Raw genomic sequence first — 19,190 nt, forward strand, 5'->3', positions numbered from 1 at the left:
ATCACATTCCCCCGCCGATTCGCGCGAACTCCTGCAACGCCCCTTGGAAGGCCTGCGGCCCGACGGCCAGCGGCCCGGCGAACGCGCGGGAGATGTCCCACGTCAGATACGTGCCGAACCCGAGCAGCCCGGCCGTCGCCACGATGGGCAGGATCGTCAGCCCGCGCGGCCTGGCCCCGGCCAGGAACGGGAAGAGGATGACCAGCGCGCCGGTGAGGACCGTCAGGAACAGCACCCCGTCGGGCGGCCTCGCGGCGGCGTCGGCGGTGCGCTGGGCGCGCGCCGCCGAGATCGCCCTGACGTGCTCCAGCACGGTGGCCTTGGCCTCCTCCTCGTCGTCGCCGCTCACTTCGAGGCCGGTGACCCGGCCGCGGAGCTGGTCCATCCGGGCGGCGCCGAGCGGGTCCATCCGGCCCTGGGCCATGAGCGGCCACTCGTCCCTGACCACGAAGGTGACGTAGTTGCGCAGCGCGTTGCGCACCTCCAGGGGCGCGGTGCCCGGCAGGGCGTCCGCCGCCCAGAAGGCGTCGATCGCGGCCTGGCTCTCGACATGGGTGTTCTGCCGGGCGGCGTCGGCCGTGGTCCAGGGGACGACGACCGCGATGGCGAAGACCAGCAGGAACATGGCCGACAGCATGGCCCCCGCGTGGCCGGCGGTGGGACCGGCCGGATCGCGGTCCTCGCCCGCCCCCCGCACCAGCCTGAACACCAGCGCGGTGAGCAGCACCACGCCCACCGCCGCCGAGACCGAGAGCGTGTACGCCAGCATGAAGATCTCCCGAAAGACCTTGGATACACAGTGTCACATTACTATCACACAGCGCAATGATGACGTCAGGCCCGGAACGGTAAAGCTCCGGCATGCCCCGAAGTCCGCTCTTGAGCCGATGCGCCGGCATACGGGGCGAGGCCGGGCACGCGGCTGGACGGATTGGCGGGCCCGCCCCCGGTGTTCTGACCATTCGTCCAGCGGCGCGGTGAAGTCCGGGAAATCTGGTGACCATGGAGCCCGTGAATCTCAACGGCCGCAAATTCGTGATGGTGAGCTCGACGGCGAGCGTGGTCGACCGCGACAGTCCCACGGAGTTTCTGTACTGGGAGGCCGACGGGGTGGTGTGGGGCAGCTACTCGGGCGACACCGTGACCCACGGCCGCTTCGTCGGCACGCGGGACGGCGACCAGGTGGCGATCGCGTACGCGCACGCGCTGAAGGCCGGGGGGACGGCGGCCGGGCAGAGCAGCAGCCGCGTCGAGACCGGCGACGACGGGCTGCTGCGCCTGGTGGAGGAGTTCAGCTTCGACGGGGACGACACGCTGCACGTGAGCGTGTGCGCCGAAGTAGCCGATTAGTCGTCCTTCTTGAGGGCGGCGCGGCCCTCGGCGGCGCCGACGAAGCGCATCTTGCCGAGCGGCACGTCGCCCTGCGTCTCCTGCGCCGGGCGCCGCGCCTGACGGGTCGCCTGCTGGCGGTCGCTGGGCAGCACGTACGGCCTTTTGATCACTTCGTCCAGGATGAACACGGTCTCAGTCGCCTTGACCGCCGGGATGTTGGCCAGCCGGTCGGTGACCATGGTGTGCACCGCGGCCACGTCCGGCACGCGTACCTGGATCATCGCGTCGTGCTGGCCGGTGGTGATCGCGCAGTACTCGACCTCCGGCATCCGAGCCAGTTCGGCCCTGAACTGCTTCCACATCTGCTGGCGCACGGTCACGAAGATCAGCGCCGTGATGCCGAGCCCCGTCCGCACGTGGTCGATCTCGGCGGTGAACCGTTTGATCGCGCCGTCCGCGCGCAGCGCCTCGAAGCGGGTGTAGGCGTTCGCCCTGGATATGCCCACCCGCTCGGCCAGCGCGGCGACCGAGATCCTGCCGTTCTCGCGCAGGACCTCGAGGATCTTCATATGGATGTCGTCCAGCTCGAGACCGATACCGATCCGTCCAGGCTGACCGCCACCGCCGACACCATTTCTGGAAATTTCACTCATCATTACCTCATCGACCTTTATATACGTCTTACCGACCGTACGGTGCCTGGACGTTCTGCCGCACAATCCTCGACATCTTTCTGCTGAACGTCCAACTTGGAGGACTGACCATGGCGACCCGCTCCCAGACGGCGGCTGTACTGCTCGCCGGTGCGCTCACCCTGGCCGCCTGCGGGAGTGGCGGCGCCTCCCAGTCCCCCGCGGCCTCAGGGGCCGCAGGCAAGACCCTCGTCATCGACACGTCCTTCGACCTCAAGACGGCCGACCCGGGCCGCACGTACGAGCCGACGGGGCTGATCGTCGGCAAGGCCGTCTACGAGACGCTGCTCACCTTCGACGGGGCCGACGTGACCAAGCCGGTGCCGGCGCTGGCCGAATCGTACGAGCTGAGTGAAGACGGCAAGACGCTGACCCTGAAGCTGAAGAAGGGCGCGACCTTCGCCGACGGCTCGCCCCTGACCGCGGACGACGTGGTCTTCTCCCTGACCCGCGTGCGTGACATGAAGGGCACCCCGTCGTTCCTGCTGGACGGCGTCGAGGTCGCCAAGACCGACGACTCGACGATCACGCTGACGTCCAAGGCGGCGAACCCGGCGCTGCCGTACATCCTGCCCAACCCGGCGCTCGGCATCGTCAACAGCAAGCTCGCCAAGCAGCACGGCGCGACCACGGACCCGCAGGACAAGGCCGAGCAGTGGCTGAACTCGACGTCGGCCGGCTCCGGCCCGTACATGATCGAGTCGTTCAACGTGAGCAGCCAGGTCACGCTCAAGGCGAACCCGAAGTACTACGGCACGAAGCCCGCCTACGACAAGGTCGTCCTGCGTAACGTCGAGGCCGCCACCCAGAAGCTGAACGTGCAGCGCGGCGACAGCCAGGTGGCGCTCAACCTGTCCGGCGACCAGGTCACCGGGATGCCGGCGACCCTCCAGGTCAAGAAGACCCCCTCGGCGAACGTCATCTTCCTGCTGGCCAACCAGGACTCGGCGATCAGCAAGACCACGCCGAACGCCAAGTTCGTCGAGGCCGTGCGCAAGGGCGTGGACTACGCGGGGCTGCTGGAGCTGGCCGGCGAGGGCTCGACGCAGGCGCCGGGCGTCATCCCGTCGCAGCTCCTCGGCGCGCTGCCCCCTGAGCAGGGTGCCAAGCGGGACGTGGAGGGCGCCAAGGCGGCGCTGGCGGCCAGCGGGCTGTCGAACCCGACCGTGAAGCTGGAGTACCCGAGCGAGCTGACCGTGAACGGCCTGTCGTTCCAGCCGCTCGCGGAGCGGATCCAGGCCAACCTCAAGGAGGTCGGCATCACGGTGGACCTCCAGCCCGCGCCGGTGACCACGGCGCTGGACAACTACCGCAACGGCAAGGAGGAGATGGGCCTGTGGTACTGGGGCCCCGACTACCCGGACCCCAGCGACTACCTGGCGTTCCTGCCCGGCAAGCTGGTGGGGCTGAGGGCCGGCTGGAAGGCGGGCGCGGCCAAGGAGATCGAGGCCTCGGGTGAGAAGGCGGCCACGGCCATCGGCGACGACGCCCGCAAGGCGGCCTACGCCGACGTGCAGACCAAGCTCAACGCCTCGGGGCCGTTCATCCCGCTGATCCAGCCGAGCCAGAACATCGTGACGGCTGGGTCGGTGACCGGGCTCGAGTACCACCCGGTGTGGACCGTCGACGTCGCCGACCTCGGCGCGAAGTAGGGGTTTGCCAGGTGTCCGACACCCCGGACGCGTCGTCCCGCCCGGACGGCGCGTCCTCCGGCCCACCCGCCTCGGACGGCACCGCCGAAGGCGACGCATTCCCTTCGACCGGCACCACCGCCGAAAGCGACGCACCCCCCTCGGCCGACGCCACCACCGAACGCGGCACGCCTGGCGGGCGGACGGCGCACCCGCTGGCGCGCTTCCTGATCCGCCGCATCCTGCTCGCCATCCTGATGGCCTGGGGCATCACCCTGGTCACGTTCGTGCTGACGAACCTCGTCCCCGGCGACCCCGTGGCCGCGAACCTGGGCCAGCGGGCGCTCGGCGACCCCGCCATCGTGGCGCAGTGGCGCGCCGAGCACGGCCTGGACCAGCCGCTCTGGCAGCAGTACGCCGTCTACCTGCAGGGACTGCTCCAGGGCGACCTGGGCACCAGCCAGCAGAGCCATCGCCCGGTGAGCGAGGACCTGGCCGAGTACGTGCCGGCCACCCTGGAGCTGGCCGGCGCGGCGATCCTGGTGTCGCTCGTGCTCGGCGTGGCGTTCGGCGTGGTCGCCGCCCTGCGCAGGGACCGGCTGTCCGATCACCTGCTGCGGCTGCTGAGCCTGATCGGCATCTCGGTGCCGACGTTCTGGCTGGCATTGGTGGCGTTCTACGTGTTCTTCTACCGGCTGCAGCTCACCCCGGGCAGCGGCCGGGTGGACGCGGCGCTCGGCTCGGCGCCGCCGGTGACCGGCCTGCAGACGGTGGACGCGCTGCTGGCGGGCCGGTGGGACATCTTCACCTCCGCCGTCGGCCACCTGATCACGCCCGCGCTGGTCCTGGCGCTCTACACGATCGGGCTGCTGACCCGCTTCACCCGGTCGGCGGTGCTGGAGGTGCTCGGCCAGGACTACGTCCGCGCGGCCAGGGCCAAGGGCCTGCCCGGCAGGGTGATCCTCTTCAGGTACGTGCTGCGCTCGGCCCTGGTGCCCATCATCACCGTGGCGGGCCTGGCCTTCGGCAGCCTGCTGTCGGGCACCGTGCTGGTCGAGGCGATCTTCGCCTGGCCGGGCGTCGGCCAGTACGCGTACAAGAGCGCCACCACCCTCGACCTGCCCGCCGTCATGGGCGTCGGCCTGGTCGTGGGCATCGTCTACCTGGTCATCAACCTGATCGTGGACGTCCTGTACGGCGTGATCGACCCCCGAGTGAGGCTGCAATGAGACGGCGGGTACCCGAGGCGTGGCGGCAGCCGCTGGCGGTCGCCGGCGGCGTGCTGGCCCTGGCCTGGCTGGTGATCGCGCTGGCCGCGCCCGTCCTGGCGCCGCACGACCCGCTCGCGCAGGACCTGCCCCGGCTGGCGGCGCCCGGCCCCGGGCACTGGTTCGGGACCGACCAGCTCGGGCGCGACATCCTGAGCCGCGTCATGTACGGGGCGCGGGTGTCGATCCCGCTGACGTTGCTGCTGGTGACGCTGTCGGTGCTGATCGGCGGCCTGCTGGGGGCGTGCGCCGGATATCTCGGCAAGTGGGTGGATGAGACGATCATGCGGGTGGCGGACCTGGTGTTCGCGTTCCCGACCGTGATCCTGGCCATGGTGGTGGCCGCGGCGCTGGGCGCGAGCCTGGCGAACGCGGTGCTGGCCGTGCTGGTCGTGGCCTGGCCCGCCTACGCGCGGGTCACCCGCGGGCTGGTGCTGGGCATTCGTGAGCGGGAGTTCGTGCTGAGCGGGCGGCTGCTGGGCTTCTCGGTGTGGCGGTCGCTGCGGGTGGACGTGCTGCCCAACGTGACCGGGCCGATCCTGGTGCTGGCGACGCTGGACATCGGCACCGCGTTGCTGCTGCTGTCGGGGCTGTCGTTCCTGGGCCTGGGGGCCAAGCCGCCCTCTCCCGAGTGGGGGGCGATGGTGGCTTCCGGCGTGGAGGTGTTCGACAGCTGGTGGGTGGCGACGTTCCCGGGGCTGGCGATCCTGACGGTGGTGCTGGCGTTCAACTTCCTCGGCGACACGCTGCGGGACGCGCTCGATCCCCGTACGGCCCGCGCGATCAAGGAGCGTGCGCTGTGACGCTGGACATCAGCGGGCTGAAGGTGTCGATCGCCGGCAAGGAGATCCTGCGCGGCGTCGACCTGCGGCTGGAGGAGGGCCGGGTACACGGCCTGGCCGGCGAGAGCGGCTCCGGCAAGACGATGACCGGGCTGGCCGTCCTCGGGCTGCTGCCGCACGGCGCACGCGCCACGGGCGCCATCCGGCTCGGCGAACGCGACCTGCTGACGCTGCCGCCCAAGGAACTGAACCGGGTACGCGGCGGCGAGGTCGCCATGGTCTTCCAGGACCCGGCGACCAGCCTCCATCCGATGCTCACGATCGGCAAGCAGCTCACCGAGCACATGCGGCACCACCTCGGACTGGGCAAGGCCGAGGCCAAGGCGCGGGCGGTGGAACTGCTCGGCAAGGTCCGCATCCCGGGCGCGGAGGAGGCCTACGGGCGGTTCCCGCACCAGTTCTCCGGCGGCATGCGGCAGCGGATCGCGATCGCCATCGCGCTGGCCTGCTCGCCGAAGGTGCTGATCGCCGACGAGCCGACGACCGCGCTGGACGTGACCGTGCAGGCCGGCGTGCTGCGGCTGCTGCGCGGGCTCTGCGACGAGCTGGGCCTGGCGGTGCTGCTGGTCACCCACGACCTGGGCGTGATGTCGGCGGTGGCGGACGAGGTGAGCGTGATGAAGGACGGGCTCGTCGTGGAGTCGGGGCCGCGCGGCCGGGTGCTGCGGGAGCCCGCGCACGCCTACACCCGTTCCCTGCTGGAATCCCTGCCCGACGCGGAGGCACGATGAGTTTGCTGACCATCGACGACCTGGTCGTCGAGCACCGCTCCCCCGGCCGTCCCGTCGTGCGGGCGGTCGCCGGGGCCGGCCTGGCCGTCAACCCCGGCGAGGTCGTGGGGCTCGTCGGCGAGTCCGGGTGCGGCAAGTCGACGCTGGCCCGCGCGGTCTGCGGGCTGAACCCGGTCACCGAAGGGTCGATCACGTTCGACGGGCAGCCGGTCCCGCCACTCGGCCTGCGGCGCAGGAAGCTGACCGGGATCCAGATGGTGTTCCAGGACCCGTACACGTCGCTGAACCCGCGCCGCCGCGTGGGCGACCAGATCGCCGACGGGCTGCGTACCGCGCGCGACGCCGTCACCTCGCCCGCCGACCTGCTGGAGCGCGTGGGGCTGCCGCGGGACTTCGCGCGGCGGCACCCGCACGAGCTGTCCGGCGGGCAGCGGCAGCGCGTGGCCATCGCCAGGGCGCTGGCGGCCCGACCGCGGCTGCTGATCGGCGACGAGCCGATCTCGGCGCTGGACGCCTCGGCGCAGGCACAGGTGGCCAGGCTGATGCGGGACCTGGCCGTGGAGTCGGGGGCGGGACTGCTGTTCATCAGCCACGACCTGTCCGTGGTGCGGCTGATCGCCGACCGGATCGCCGTCATGTACCTGGGCAAGATCGTCGAGGTGGGCGGCACGGCGGAGGTGTGGGCCGAACCGCGGCACCCGTACACGAAGGCGCTGCTGCAGGCCATCCCCAAGCCGGACGGGCGCGGCGTGCTGCCGGTCGAACTGCCGGGTGACGTGCCGGATCCGGCGAACCCGCCGGAGGGGTGCCGGTTCCACCCGCGCTGCCCGTACGTGATGGACGTGTGCCGGGTGAAGGAGCCGGACTTCGGGCCGGTCGCCTGCTGGCTGCACGAACCGGAGTGAGGCGGGGGCGGGCGACGTGACGGCGCGGCACGAGGACGTGACGACGGCGCGGGACCGGCTCGTGAGCGAGTCCGGGCCGGTCGGCGGGCGGGCGGGGGCTCGGCTGGCGGCCGTGCGGGCGGCCATGGCGGCGGCCGGGGTGGACGCCCTGGTGCTGCGGCCGTCCCCGGATTTCCGCTTCCTGGGCGGTGGGTTCGTGGGCGGCGGCTTCGTTGACGGTGCCTTTCTTGACGGTGGCTTTCTTGACGGCGGCTTTCTTGACGGCGGCTACGAGGCGGCCTTCCTCGTGGTGACCCGGGACGCCGTCGTGGAGACCGCCGACCCGGCCGGGCTGGTGCCCGAGGGGGCGCGGCGGGTCGGGGTGGATCCGGAGATGCGGGTGCGCGAGCTGTTCGGCCTGACGATCGAGGCCGAGCTCGTGCCCGCGTCCTCCGTGCTGGCTCCGCTCCGGCTGCGCAAGGAGCCGTACGAGATCGAGGCTCTCCGGCGCGCGGTGGGAGCCGCCGAGGAGGTGCTGGCGCAGGCTCGGGAGCTGGCCTGGTTCGGGGCGAGCGAGCGGGCGATGGCCCGGCGGCTGCGGGCGCTGCTGGCCGAGTCGGGGTGCGAGGAGGTGCTGTCGCTGCGCGTGGCGGCGGGCGCGCACACGGCGCGGCCCGCCCACCTGCCCGGCGAGCGGGTGATCAATCCGGGCGACGCGCTGCTGGTGTCGGTGTGCGGGCGGTGGGGCGGCTACTGCGCGGAGGTGGCGCGCGTCTTCGCGGTCGCCGAGCCGCCCGAGGACTTCGAGGCGATGTACTCGGTGGTGCTGGCCGCCTACCGCGCCGCCCTCGCGCTGGTCCGGCCCGGCGTGCCGGTCTCGGAGATCGCCAGGGCCGTCGGCGAGGTGATCGACGGCAGCGGGTACGGGCGCTTCGCGGCGGCGCACACCGGCCGGGGCGTCGGGCTGGGACCCGATGAGGGGCCGCGGCCGGGCGAGGACGCCGTGTTCGCGCCCGGGATGACGTTCTGCCTGGAACCGGCCATCTATGTGCCCGAGCTTTTCGGGGCGCGAGTGGCCGACGTGGTGGCCTGCACGGCAGGCGGGCCGGTGCCGCTGGGCACGAGCCCGCACGCCCTGCACGTGCTGGACCGGTGATCAGCAGGTGCGGCGAAGACCCGTGATCAGCGGGCTGCGGCGAGCCTGCGCGCCTCGTCCGCCCAGCCGGCCAGGAACATCAGGGCCGCGCCCCGCTCACGGAAGCGGCGGGCCGCGTCGACCGTCCGGCCGCCACCGTAGTCGTACTGGGTCTCGCTCACCCGGGCCAGCATCAGCGGCGTCAGGAAGTCGTACTTGACCGCCGACGCGCACACCGCCAGGCGCACCAGCCGCTCGTCGCCGCGCCACCCCGCCTCGCGCAGGCCGCGCACGTACCCGCCGTAGACGGCCGCGTCCAGCTCGGGCAGCCGGGCGGCGGGCAGGAACAGGTCGAACACGCTGTCCGGGATGTGGTTGCCGATGTCCTCGCCGAGCGCCCCGTCCCCCGCGAACGCCCAGTCGACCAGCACGATCTCGCCGTCCCCGTCGATCACGTTGCTGGGCCACAGGTCGAGGTGGCACAGCGCCCGCGGCAGCGATTCCATGATCTCCAGGAACTCCTCCCGGTCGCGGTGCAGCCGTACCAGCTCGCCGCGCAGGCCGGGCGGGAAGTTCTCGCTGATCAGCGGGTGCCGCCAGACGGCGGCGTCCTCCAGCAGCTCGTACGGCACCCGCTTCGACCCCAGGTAGTCCCGCAGGAACGACCGGCTCAGCCACGGCCGGTCCGCCTCCCCCGCCGCGCCCTGGGCCAGGCCGAGCCGGTGGCCGAGTAACGCGTGCCGGTCAACGTCCCATGCGGTGCCCGGCTTCCCGGGCACGTCCTCGGTCCACAGCGCCAGGTCGCCGTCCTCCCGCTCGACCAGCTCCAGGAGTTTGGGCGCGCGCACGCCGCTGCCCGCCCACAGGCCCGGCAGACCGTCGGCGTACACGTCGGCCTCCCGGCGCCAGTAGTTCCAATGGCGCGGGTCCTCGGAGTGCCGCCACTCCTCGCTCGCGGCCTTCCGCCTGGTCAGCACCTTGAGAACGGCCGAACGCGAGCCCCTGCGCACCCGCCAGATGCCGCCGGTGACCGCGTTCATCGGGTTGTGCGTCAGCGGCTCCACGACCGCGTCCGCACCGCCGAGCACCCGCGAGATCTCTTCTTCCATCCGGCAGACCCTAACCACTGACGGTGTGATCCCCAAAGGCAAAGGGGTCGCCGGGCCGGCATCGAGGGGTTGCGCCGGGTCGGCCCGGGAACGGCCAAGGCGTGGCGGCATGCTGTACGCGAGGGCGCTGTGCGGGCTGATGGCCGAGGGCCGCACCGTCACGGGTTTGCCGGAAAGTCCTGCTACGTAGTGGAGACAGCGTGAAGATCACTGGGGTTGAGTTGCGGCGGATCGCGATGCCGCTGGTGGCGCCGTTCCGGACCTCGTTCGGGACCGAGACCTCCCGCGACATCCTGCTGGTCAGGGTCGTGACGCCGGACGCCGAGGGGTGGGGCGAGTGCGTGGCCTTGGCCGAGCCGCTCTACTCCGCCGAATACACCGACGGCGCCGCCGAGGTGATCCGCCGCTTCCTGCTGCCCGCCCTGCCCGAGAGCCTCGACGCGCACGACGTCTCCCGCGCCCTGGAGCCGATCAAGGGCCATCGCATGGCCAAGGCCGCGCTGGAGACGGCCGTGCTGGACGCGCAGCTCAGGGCGGCGGGCGAGTCGTTCGGCCGCTTCCTCGGCGCGACCCGCACCCGGGTGCCGTGCGGGGTGTCGGTCGGCATCATGGACTCGATCCCGCAGTTGCTGGACGCCGTGGCGGGCTATCTGGACGAGGGGTACGTCCGGATCAAGCTCAAGATCGAGCCCGGCTGGGACGTCGAGCCGGTCCGGGCCGTACGCGAGCGGTTCGGCGACGACCTGCTGCTCCAGGTGGACGCCAACGCCGCCTACTCCCTGTCCGACGCCCGCCGCCTGGCCCGGCTGGACGCCTTCGACCTGCTGCTGATCGAGCAGCCCCTCGCCAACGACGACCTCGTCCAGCACGCCAAGCTGGCCAAGCAGCTCAAGACGCCGATCTGCCTGGACGAGTCGATCGAGTCGGCCGAGCACGCCGCCGCCGCGATCGCGCTCGGCTCCTGCTCGATCGTCAACATCAAGCCGGGCCGGATCGGCGGCTACCTGGAGGCGCGGCGCATCCACGACCTGTGCCGGGCGAACGGGGTCGCGGTCTGGTGCGGCGGCATGCTGGAGACCGGCCTCGGCCGGGCGGCGAACGTGGCGCTGGCGGCCCTGCCGGGGTTCACGCTGCCGGGCGACACGTCGGCGTCGCGGCGCTACTACGCGACCGACGTGACGGAGCCGTTCGAGCTGGCGGACGGGCATCTGGAGGTGCCGGCCGGGCCGGGGCTGGGCGTGGAGCCGATCCCGGACGTGCTCGACGAGGTGACCACCGCCACTGAGTGGATCACCCTCTGAGCCTCTCAGCGGCTCGCCGGTTTCCGATACCTCGGCCACCCGATCAGCGGGCGAGCCAGCCGCCGTCGACGGCCAGCACCTGGCCGCACACGTAGTCGGACGCGGGAGCGGCGAGGAACACAGCGGCGCCAACCAGATCGGCCGGGGCGCCCCAGCGACCGGCGGGGATGCGGCTGCGGATCTGCGGCTCCCTCGCTGGATCGGCGCGCAGCGCGGCCGTGTTGCCGGTGGCGATGTAGCCGGGCGCGATGGCGTTGACCTGGACCCCGTCGCAGGACCACTCGTTGGCCAGCGCGCGGGTCATACCCACGACCGCGTGCTTGCTCGCCGCGTACGCGGCGACGTTGACACCGCCCTGGAAGGACAGCAGCGACGCGATCGAGATGATCTTGCCGGTACGACGGGCCAGCATGCGCCTGCCCGCAGCCTGCGTGATCGTGAACACGGCGTCGAGGTTGACGGTCATCACCGCGTCCCAGTCCTCCCCTCCCATGTCGGCAGCGGGAGACCTGCGGATGATCCCGGCATTGTTCACCAGGATGTCCACGCGGGTCTCGGCCAGCAGGCCCTCGATGTCGTCGGAGAGTCCAGAAGCATGCGAAAGGTCACGAATCCACCGCCGAGCCGAGCGGCCATGAGCCTCGACCGCCGCCTGGGTCTCGTCGAGGTCGTCGCGGTGACCGTGGAGCACCAGGTCGGCTCCCGCCTCGGCCAGGCCGATCGCGATCGCCTGCCCGATGCCGGTGCGCGAGCCTGTGACGAGCGCCGTACGGCCGGTCAGGTCGAACAGCCGGTTCATCGCAGCTCCGTGATCGGGTACGGCTCGACGTCGGTGTAGTCGATGTTCTCCCCGCCCATGGCCCACACGAACGCGTAGGCGCCGGTCCCGAAGCCGCAGTGGATCGACCAAGGCGGCGAGATGACGGCCTGCCGGTCGGCGACGATGAGGTTGCGCGTCTGGTCGGGACGGCCCATCAGATGGACGACCCGATCGCTCGGCTCCAGGCCGAAGTACAGGTAGACCTCGGTGCGCCGGTCATGGAGGTGCGCGGGCATGGTGTTCCACATGCTGCCGGCGGCGAGCTCCGTGATGCCGAGGACGAGCTGGCAGCTCTGGATGCCATCGGCGTGGATGAACTTGTAGATGGTGCGCTCGTTGGAGCTGCGCTGCTCGCCGAGGCTGATCGGGGTGGCGTCGGCGAGGGTGCCCTTGCGCGTGGGGTGCGTAGCGTGCGCCGGGGTGGAGACGAGGTAGAAGGCGGCCCCGCCGTCGCCGGCGAAGGTGACCTCACGGCTGCCCTTGCCGACGTAGAGGACCTCCTTGGCGCCCAGCTCGTGGCCGGCGCCGTCGACGGTGACCGTGCCCGGATCCGTGCCGACGTTGACCACGCCGAGCTCACGGCGGGCGAGGAAGTAGTCGGCGCGCAGCGGGTCTGCGGTTTGGAGCGTCACGGGCGCGCCCGACGGGCGCACGCCGCCGATGACCATGCGGTCTTCGTGGCTGTAAACCATGCTGATGGCGCTGCCGAAGAGATCCTCGACGAGGAAGCGCGAGCGCAGCGCGTCGGTGTCGAATCCCGGGATCTGGGCCGGGTCGGTGGCGTGCCTGATGTTCACGTGGTCTCCCGGAGGGCTGCCGCGTAGGCCTGCAGGGCCAGGCCCTGGCCCCAGGGTTGAATCATGTCGTCGCGGATGACGGAGTAGCCGAACGGCAGCAGCTGCAGGATCGTCCCGGCGCTGGTCCGGGTGAGCATGCCGGCGTCGGTGACGTAGGCGTGGACACCGGCGAGTGCACGCCATCCGGAGCGGCGCAGCCGTACCGGCTCTATGCCGAGAGCGGCCGCGCGCAACATGGCGGCGGCGATGCCGGCGGTGGCGGAGGTCTCGAGGATGCCGCGGTTCTCCGGCTGCCCGTCGACCAGCACGTCCCATACTCCGTGCGCGGGCTGGTGGCCGGCCAGCGCGAGCAGCTGGCGGCGCAGCACCTCGCGGATCAGCTCGGACTGGGCTCCTCCGGCCTCGAGGTATTCGACCGATGCCAGCGCGGTCCAGGCGTTGGCCCGGCCCCAGAAGTTCCAGATCGTCCGGCCCTCGTGGGAACCGTGCGCGTAGAGCCCGGTTTCGGGGTGTTGGAGAATCTCGGCATGGGCGAGGATCTGCTCGCCCGCTTCCTCGATCAGCTCGGGCCGGTCGGCGTGCAGTCCGTAGTGGATGAGAAAGGTGCCGCACATGTAGACGGTGTCGGCCCAGACGCCGCCGGGCCAGTGCTCGATGGCGCCGCCGGGCGCGCGGGTCACGGCGTCGTCATTGCGGAGCCAGTCCAGCATGCGCTCGCACGCGTCGGCGTAGCGGCGTTCGCCGGTCGCCCCGTACAGGTCGGCGCAGACGGCGCCGGGCGCGAGGTTGTTGACGTGGCCGAGCTCGATGCCGTCGCGTAGATGGTCGTCGACGAACTCGGTGACGAACGGGTGCACGGGGGTCAGGCGCATCATGCCCTGCAGGACGACGCCCTCGCCCCAGAACCAGTGCGTGAGGTCCATGGCCACGGCCCGGTCGGCGATTCGCCCGGCGGTTTTGGCGAGGACCTCTGGGGTGAGATCCGCCAGGTCGGCGGGCCGCCGCGGCGGCTCGGTCCGGTTCGCCTGGCTGGTGTCCAGGCCGCGACCGTCGTTCATGCGCTGCGGCCCTTCTGCAGGTGGATCACGTGCGATCCGATGGACAGTGTTTCGTCGCCGGACTCGAGCAGGGTGTAGGGGTTGGCGAGCTGGGGCACCGGGGCGATCGTGCCGTCGGCGGTGAGGTCGGCCGGGCGTCCTCCCACGGTGAAGGGGCCGCTCCACGTCAGGTTCAGCTCGACCCCCTCGGGGGTGGTGAAGCCGACCCCATCGCGGGCGAAGCGGGGTTCGGTCAGGGACGCGACGAAGTCGGCGTGCCGTCCGACGGTGCACACCCAGGCTGTCCCCGGTCCACGGGGCCGGAGCTCCTGCCAGGCGTCGGGGCCGGTGGTCACGGGCTCCGCCCCGCCTTCCGTGGCGAGCGCGACGTAGCCGTCGCCCTTGCGTCCGACGGTCCACACGCCCGTCTGGGTCCACTCGTCGAACTCGGCGATGGGGAACCAGGCGTGCGTGTAGCCCATGACGTCGTCGCCCGGGATCCGGTACAGCGCCAGCACCGTGTCTTCGTGCTGGCGCGCCCTGGGCAGGATCCGGTTGCCCGCCCAAGCGTTGGGCCGGGCCGACGGTGAGGTGGAGGTGTTCGGCGCGTGCGTGACGAACACCTGGGTCTCCGGTCCCAGGGTGGCGCCCCAGATGTGTTCCTGGAGCCCGGGCAGGCCGGGGCGGTAGTCGTTGGCGCACGAGAGCATCACGTCCGGGGTCTTGAACACCGTCACATCCGACCCGTACGGCCTGCTGAGCAGGTCGTGGGCGAATCGGTACTCCCCGCGATAGCTCTGCCTGCCCCACCACCGCTCCGGCAGGTCGTTCGCGGCCTGGCGGATCACCTCGGGCATGCGGTAGCGGCGCGCGGTGGCGATCACCGTGGCCGGGAGGACGGCGTCGTTGAGCGCGCCGGTGCCGAAGCACAGCCACATGATCGGCGCGGTCTCCTCCAGCCTCGACGACCGCAGCGTCGAGACGTAGGAGCGGCCGTGCGCGCATCCGTGGATGCCGCGCCAGGAGTTCGCCGCCAGGCTGAACAGCACCCGGTCCGCGACCCCTGCCGCCAGCGCCCTGATCTCGTCGTCCTCGGCGAACTCCACCAGCGAGACCAGCGCGAGCAGGTCGATCGCGAGATAGGCGTTGGAGTCGAACTCGCTGAACCCGCCGGCGAGCTTGCGGCGCATCCACTCGGCCGCCATGTCGCGCCCGTGCGCGGCGTGCTGGGCGCCGGTCCAGCCGGTGCCCGAGAACGTCTCGTCGCTCAGCGCCGTGCCCCACAGCAGCTCCGCCGTGTGCCAGACGAGCTGGTGGTTCTCGGTGAAGTAGCACATCGCGTCCAGGCCGGGCTGGTCGATCCAGTACTTGAAGCCGAGCATCGCCTGCCGTACCCGCTCGCGCAGGCCGGGTTCCCAGGTGGAGGCCCGGTGCCAGAGATGCGCCAGCCCGATCGCCTCGAAGTCGGCGCAGTCGGCCCTGTTGCCGATCATCCATAGGGCGCGTTCGAGACCTGTGACGGCATAGGACGGGTCCTCGACGGCGCGTACCAGCTCGGCGGCCGAGGTTCCGTCCATGCCCCTGGCGTGGCGCAGGAATTCGGCTTTCCAGATGGCGGGATCGCCCTGCGGAGCCGAGCGGTACTCCGGGGGCAGGACGGCAACGGGAAACTCCCTGAACACCGGTGAATCGGCGAGGGAAACCCGCAGCACCGTCTCGCCGGTCGAGAGCATGGAGGCGTTCCCGATCTCGCCGTCGCCTTCGATCTTGTCGAGCTGCAGGGTCGCCCGTCCGCCTGTCAGCCGTACGAGACGCTCTTGATCCGCCCAGCGCACGCGGAGCGCGGCGCCGTCCGGGCCGGCGATCGGCACCGTGCCGTCGGTGGTGCCCCAGCGGGTCACGCCCACGGCGTCGAGGATGCGCTCGGCGACGGCGGCGGTGTCCTCGCGGGCGCCGCCACCGGGCACTGCGACGCGCACGGGCAACCCGCCCACGCGCAGTCGCAGCACCTGCCTGCACTCGCGGAAGGCCACCTGCCAGGAGGCGACGACCACCGTCGAGGTGCCGGAGGGCAGCCACACCTGCCGGGCGCGCTCGGCAGGCTCCATGTAGGTGAAGGTGTCGGACTCCTCCAGCAGCTCACCGTTGAGGAACAGCAGCGTCGGCCCGGTCGACGCCAGCCGGAGCGTCCGCCACTCGGCCTGGTCGACCTCCAGGACGGTGGCCGCGAGCGCGACTCGGTACTCCGGCGTGAAGCAGAACTCGCTCCAGTCCACCAGGCCGTCGGCGCCGGTGTGCACACGACGCCACTCCCCTGTGTGCCCCTGGTAGCCGATCGGGCCGCCTTCGACGATCGACCCGGTCACCGGGTCGCGCGGCAACGGCCGATGCCGGTAGAGCTCTTCCTTGAACGGGGTCACATCCGGGCCGTTGGTCAACCGCCACCGGCCGCGCTCTCCCCACGGGTCTCCGTCAGCCCTCAGGTATTTCCCGAGATCGTCCGCGGGCTCCCCCCACGCGGGGCTGATCAGCCAGTCCAGTACCGTGCCCCGGCCGTCGAGCGCGTGTACGGTCCGTTCTTCCATGTTCTCGACTCTCTACTTGAATCCGGTGTTGGCGATGCCGCGGACGATGTGGCGCTGGAGAATCAGGAAGATCACCACGACCGGGAGCATGCTGACGACCGACATCGCCAGGATGTAGTTGAACGGCACTGACAGCTGGCTGTTGAACTGGGCCAAGGCCACCGGCAGCGTGTACTTCGCCTGGTCCTGGCTGATGATCAGCGGCCACAGGAAGTCGTTCCACCGCCACATCACCGAGAAGATCGTGACCACCGCGAGGGCCGCGCCGCAGAGGGGCACCACGATCCGGGCGAAGATCCGGAACTCGCCCGCGCCGTCGATGCGGGCCGCCTCGATGAGGTCGTCGGGGATGCCCAGCATGTACTGGCGCAGCAGGAACACGCCGGTCGGTGTGGCCGCGGGCGGAATGATCAACCCCCACAGGGAGTTCACCAGTCCCAGCTGTGCGGCCATCTGGTAGACGGGGATGAAGATGAGCTGCAGCGGGATCATGATGGTGCCGAGCACAATGAGGAACAGCACGTCACGGCCGCGGAAGTTGTACTTCGCCAGTCCGTAGGCGCACATCGTGTTGACGACCACGGTCAGCAGCGTCGCGCCGACGGTCACGATCACGCTGTTCTGCAGGTAGAGGCCGAAGTCGAAGGAGCTGAGCGCCTCGGTGTAGTTGGTCGGCGCCAGCGATGACGGCAGCAGTGCAGGCGGGCGCTGCGCCAGTTCGCTCTGTGTCTTGAAGGACGAGAGGATCGCCCAGACCACGGGGGCGAGGACCAGGATGGTCAGCCCGATGAGGACCGCATAGGCAAGGACATGTCCCACGGACGGGACCCGGCCACCGCCGGTCGAGGTCCACTGACGCCGTCTCACGTCGCCTCCTTCCGCCTGCCGTACAGGAAGTTGAGCAGGGTCAGCGCGAACACCGTGACGAACAGCACCACGGACGCGGCCGCGGCCAGGCCGTATCGGATCGGGGACTGGAAGGCGTTCTCATAGATGTACTGGACCATCAGCGTGGTCGCGCCGATGGGCCCGCCGCCGGTGAGCGTCCAGATGTAGTCGAACGCCTGGAAACCGGCGATGAGGCTGAGGATCACCACCACCATCGTGGTCGGCCGCAGCAGCGGCAGCGTGATGCTCCTCAGTTGCTGCCAGTTCGTGGCGCCGTCCATCCTCGCGGCCTCGTAGTACGTCGGATCGATCCCCTGCAGTCCGGCCAGGATGATGAGGATGTAGAAGCCGATGTGCATCCACAGTCCCACGAAGATCACGACGATCATCGCCAGGCCGCCGTCGATCAGCCAGCCCGGTTGCCCCAGCCCGATCCGCCCGAGGACGGTGTTGAGCAGTCCGTTGCCCCGGTCGAAGATCCAGCTCCAGATCAGGCCCACCACGACCGGCGAGAGGACGACCGGCAGGAAGAACACCGTGCGGAAGACCGCCCGGCCCTTGATGCGCCGGTTGAGCAGCAGGGCCAGCGCCACCGACAGGACCGTCGTGAGCACCACGAAGCACGCGGCGAACACCGCGGTGGCGCGCGCGGCGTCCCAGAACGCCTCCGAGCTGAACAGCTCCTGGTAGTTCGCGCCGCCCACGTAGGTGAAATCGCGGCCGTTGCGGCTGTCGTAGAGGCTGATGTTGAAGTTGTTGATCGCCGGGTACACGACGAACAACCCGAAGATCAGCATGTTGGGCAGGACGAACAGGTACGGCGCGAGCCGCTGGTTCCACGGCTTGGCGCGGGTAGGGGTGGAGCTCACTTGGTGTCCTTGAGCGCCTTCTCCGCCGCGGCCTTGATCGCTTCGACGGCCTGCTCCGGCGACTCGCTCTTGGCGAGGACCTTGCCCAGCTCTCCGACGGCGGCCTTCGCCGTGGCGGCGAAGGCCGGGCTGTAGGCGGTGGCGAAGGCCTGCGGCGAGGTCTGGCTCACGTCGGCGAGGAACACCTTCATGTCGGCGTCACGCTGGGGGTAGTCGACGCCGGAGGAGATGAGATCCTTCCTGGTCGGCAGGAAGTTCGCCTCCTTGGCCAGGCGTTCCTGCGACTCCTTGGAGTTCATGTAGGCGATGAAGTCGGCCGCGGCCTGCTGGCGCTTGCTCTGCTTGAACGACACCATGAACTTCCCGCCGGGGAACCCGCCACATGTCTCCTGGCACGGGTTCGGCGCGGCGGCCCAGGTGAACTTCGCGTCCTTGGCGAATGCGCTGACCTGCCAGTTCCCGGTGAGGTACACCGGGGTCTGCTGGGCCAGGAAGATCTCGTTCGCGGCCTTGTACTTGGATCCGGCCTGCAGCCACAGGTCAGCGGGCATCACACCGGAGGCGTTGAGCTCGGCGAAACGCTTCACCGCCGCAGTGGCCTTCTGCGTGTCCAGCCCCACCGCGGTGCCGTCCGCGCTGAAGAACGTGGTGCCGAACTGGCTCAGCATGGTGGAGAACCGGTGCCCCGAGACGTCCATCGCGATCGCGTACTGGGTCTTGTTGGCCTTCTGCACCTTCTCGGCGGCTGCCACCATCTCATCCCATTTCCAGGGCTTGGTGACATCCGGCAGCGACACCCCGGCCTTCTTGAACTGGTCCACGTTGACCAGCGGGCCGTTCATCGTCAGGTCGCTCGGCACCGCCAGCAGCTCGCCGCCCGGTCCGTGGGTGTAGGCGTCCGCGCCGTCGATGAACTGGTCGTCCAGGGCCGCCTTCTGGAACTTGTTCAGGTCGAGCAGATCGCTGCGGAAGGGTGAGATGTCCGTCAGCCGCGCCACATCCGGCGCGTTCCCGCCGGACAACCGGGCCTGGAGTCGCTGCTCCAGGTTGTCGAAGGGAACGATCTGAAGGTCGACCTTCACGCCGGACTTCTTCTCGTAGTCGGCGATCAGAGTACGCGTCGCCTGCTCATCAGGGCCGTCGGTGAAGTAGAGGTACGTCAGCGCCTTGTCATCGACCTGTTCGCTCGCGCCTCCGCTCGTCGTGCCCGGCGCGCAGCCGGCGAGCGTCACTATGGCGATGCAAGAGGCCAGGATCCGTCGCATCTTT

19 protein-coding genes are annotated in these 19,190 nt (G+C 70.5%); 9 read left to right on the plus strand and 10 right to left on the minus strand.

Features of this window, described 5'->3' with window-relative positions:
• Position 1: 1 nt before the first annotated feature.
• Entirely contained in the window at positions 2-769 is a 768-nt protein-coding gene (locus ACTMTI_RS27835) for a hypothetical protein (RefSeq protein WP_441123488.1), read from the minus strand.
• 233 nt (positions 770-1,002) lie between these two features.
• Between ACTMTI_RS27835 and ACTMTI_RS27840 the strand changes: the two genes are divergently transcribed.
• On the plus strand, positions 1,003-1,350 hold the full coding sequence (locus tag ACTMTI_RS27840; RefSeq protein ID WP_441123489.1) for a hypothetical protein: 348 nt from the start codon (positions 1,003-1,005) through the stop codon (positions 1,348-1,350).
• On the opposite strand, the gene ACTMTI_RS27845 is transcribed toward ACTMTI_RS27840, so the two are convergent.
• On the minus strand, positions 1,347-1,901 hold the full coding sequence (locus tag ACTMTI_RS27845; RefSeq protein ID WP_441123491.1) for an Lrp/AsnC family transcriptional regulator: 555 nt from the start codon (positions 1,899-1,901) through the stop codon (positions 1,347-1,349). The two genes, ACTMTI_RS27840 and ACTMTI_RS27845, sit on opposite strands and share 4 nt — an antisense overlap.
• On the opposite strand from ACTMTI_RS27845, the gene ACTMTI_RS27850 reads away from it, so the two are divergent.
• The 7 genes from ACTMTI_RS27850 to ACTMTI_RS27880 are packed head-to-tail and all read left to right on the plus strand — an operon-like array spanning position 1,902 to position 8,536.
• Positions 1,902-2,072 carry a hypothetical protein gene (locus ACTMTI_RS27850; RefSeq protein WP_441123492.1) on the plus strand — a complete coding sequence of 57 codons (171 nt, stop codon included), beginning with the start codon at positions 1,902-1,904 and terminating at the stop codon, positions 2,070-2,072. It abuts the gene before it with no gap.
• A 23-nt stretch (positions 2,073-2,095) separates the two neighbouring features.
• A complete protein-coding gene (locus ACTMTI_RS27855) occupies positions 2,096-3,676 on the plus strand; it encodes an ABC transporter substrate-binding protein (RefSeq protein WP_441123493.1) in 1,581 nt (526 codons plus the stop codon).
• An 11-nt stretch (positions 3,677-3,687) separates the two neighbouring features.
• Entirely contained in the window at positions 3,688-4,884 is a 1,197-nt protein-coding gene (locus ACTMTI_RS27860) for an ABC transporter permease (RefSeq protein ID WP_441123494.1), read from the plus strand.
• Positions 4,881-5,726 carry an ABC transporter permease gene (locus tag ACTMTI_RS27865; protein ID WP_441123496.1) on the plus strand — a complete coding sequence of 282 codons (846 nt, stop codon included), beginning with the start codon at positions 4,881-4,883 and terminating at the stop codon, positions 5,724-5,726. Before ACTMTI_RS27860 ends, ACTMTI_RS27865 begins: the two co-directional genes overlap by 4 nt.
• Positions 5,723-6,496, plus strand: a complete 774-nt coding sequence (locus ACTMTI_RS27870) for an ABC transporter ATP-binding protein (protein ID WP_441123497.1) — start codon at positions 5,723-5,725, stop codon at positions 6,494-6,496. The genes ACTMTI_RS27865 and ACTMTI_RS27870 overlap by 4 nt, the downstream gene beginning before the upstream one ends.
• A complete protein-coding gene (locus ACTMTI_RS27875) occupies positions 6,493-7,401 on the plus strand; it encodes an ABC transporter ATP-binding protein (protein ID WP_441123498.1) in 909 nt (302 codons plus the stop codon). Before ACTMTI_RS27870 ends, ACTMTI_RS27875 begins: the two co-directional genes overlap by 4 nt.
• A 16-nt stretch (positions 7,402-7,417) precedes the next feature.
• Positions 7,418-8,536 (plus strand): M24 family metallopeptidase, encoded by a 1,119-nt coding sequence (locus ACTMTI_RS27880; RefSeq protein ID WP_441123499.1) that lies wholly within the window; start codon positions 7,418-7,420, stop codon positions 8,534-8,536.
• Between the two features lie 26 nt (positions 8,537-8,562).
• On the opposite strand, the gene ACTMTI_RS27885 is transcribed toward ACTMTI_RS27880, so the two are convergent.
• A complete protein-coding gene (locus ACTMTI_RS27885; RefSeq protein ID WP_441123500.1) occupies positions 8,563-9,624 on the minus strand; it encodes a hypothetical protein in 1,062 nt (353 codons plus the stop codon).
• A gap of 200 nt (positions 9,625-9,824) precedes the next feature.
• On the opposite strand from ACTMTI_RS27885, the gene menC reads away from it, so the two are divergent.
• Complete coding sequence (gene menC / locus ACTMTI_RS27890) at positions 9,825-10,925, plus strand: o-succinylbenzoate synthase (protein ID WP_441123501.1); 1,101 nt, start codon at positions 9,825-9,827, stop codon at positions 10,923-10,925.
• A gap of 43 nt (positions 10,926-10,968) precedes the next feature.
• Here the strand turns inward: menC and ACTMTI_RS27895 are convergent, their stop codons facing one another.
• From ACTMTI_RS27895 to ACTMTI_RS27925, 7 genes are read right to left on the minus strand one after another with little or no spacing between them, the layout of a single operon-like run.
• A complete protein-coding gene (locus ACTMTI_RS27895) occupies positions 10,969-11,724 on the minus strand; it encodes an SDR family oxidoreductase (RefSeq protein ID WP_441123502.1) in 756 nt (251 codons plus the stop codon).
• Entirely contained in the window at positions 11,721-12,542 is an 822-nt protein-coding gene (gene kduI / locus ACTMTI_RS27900; RefSeq protein ID WP_441123503.1) for a 5-dehydro-4-deoxy-D-glucuronate isomerase, read from the minus strand. Before kduI ends, ACTMTI_RS27895 begins: the two co-directional genes overlap by 4 nt.
• Positions 12,539-13,600 carry a glycoside hydrolase family 88 protein gene (locus ACTMTI_RS27905; protein WP_441123504.1) on the minus strand — a complete coding sequence of 354 codons (1,062 nt, stop codon included), beginning with the start codon at positions 13,598-13,600 and terminating at the stop codon, positions 12,539-12,541. Before ACTMTI_RS27905 ends, kduI begins: the two co-directional genes overlap by 4 nt.
• Complete coding sequence (locus tag ACTMTI_RS27910; protein ID WP_441123505.1) at positions 13,597-16,164, minus strand: hypothetical protein; 2,568 nt, start codon at positions 16,162-16,164, stop codon at positions 13,597-13,599. Before ACTMTI_RS27910 ends, ACTMTI_RS27905 begins: the two co-directional genes overlap by 4 nt.
• 12 nt (positions 16,165-16,176) lie before the next feature.
• Positions 16,177-17,031, minus strand: a complete 855-nt coding sequence (locus ACTMTI_RS27915) for a carbohydrate ABC transporter permease (protein WP_441123506.1) — start codon at positions 17,029-17,031, stop codon at positions 16,177-16,179.
• Positions 17,028-17,921 carry a carbohydrate ABC transporter permease gene (locus ACTMTI_RS27920; RefSeq protein WP_441123507.1) on the minus strand — a complete coding sequence of 298 codons (894 nt, stop codon included), beginning with the start codon at positions 17,919-17,921 and terminating at the stop codon, positions 17,028-17,030. The genes ACTMTI_RS27915 and ACTMTI_RS27920 overlap by 4 nt, the downstream gene beginning before the upstream one ends.
• Positions 17,918-19,186 carry an ABC transporter substrate-binding protein gene (locus tag ACTMTI_RS27925; protein WP_441123508.1) on the minus strand — a complete coding sequence of 423 codons (1,269 nt, stop codon included), beginning with the start codon at positions 19,184-19,186 and terminating at the stop codon, positions 17,918-17,920. Before ACTMTI_RS27925 ends, ACTMTI_RS27920 begins: the two co-directional genes overlap by 4 nt.
• Positions 19,187-19,190: the final 4 nt, after the last annotated feature.

The organism is Nonomuraea sp. H19 (assembly GCF_052068215.1).
Lineage (GTDB): Bacteria > Actinomycetota > Actinomycetes > Streptosporangiales > Streptosporangiaceae > Nonomuraea.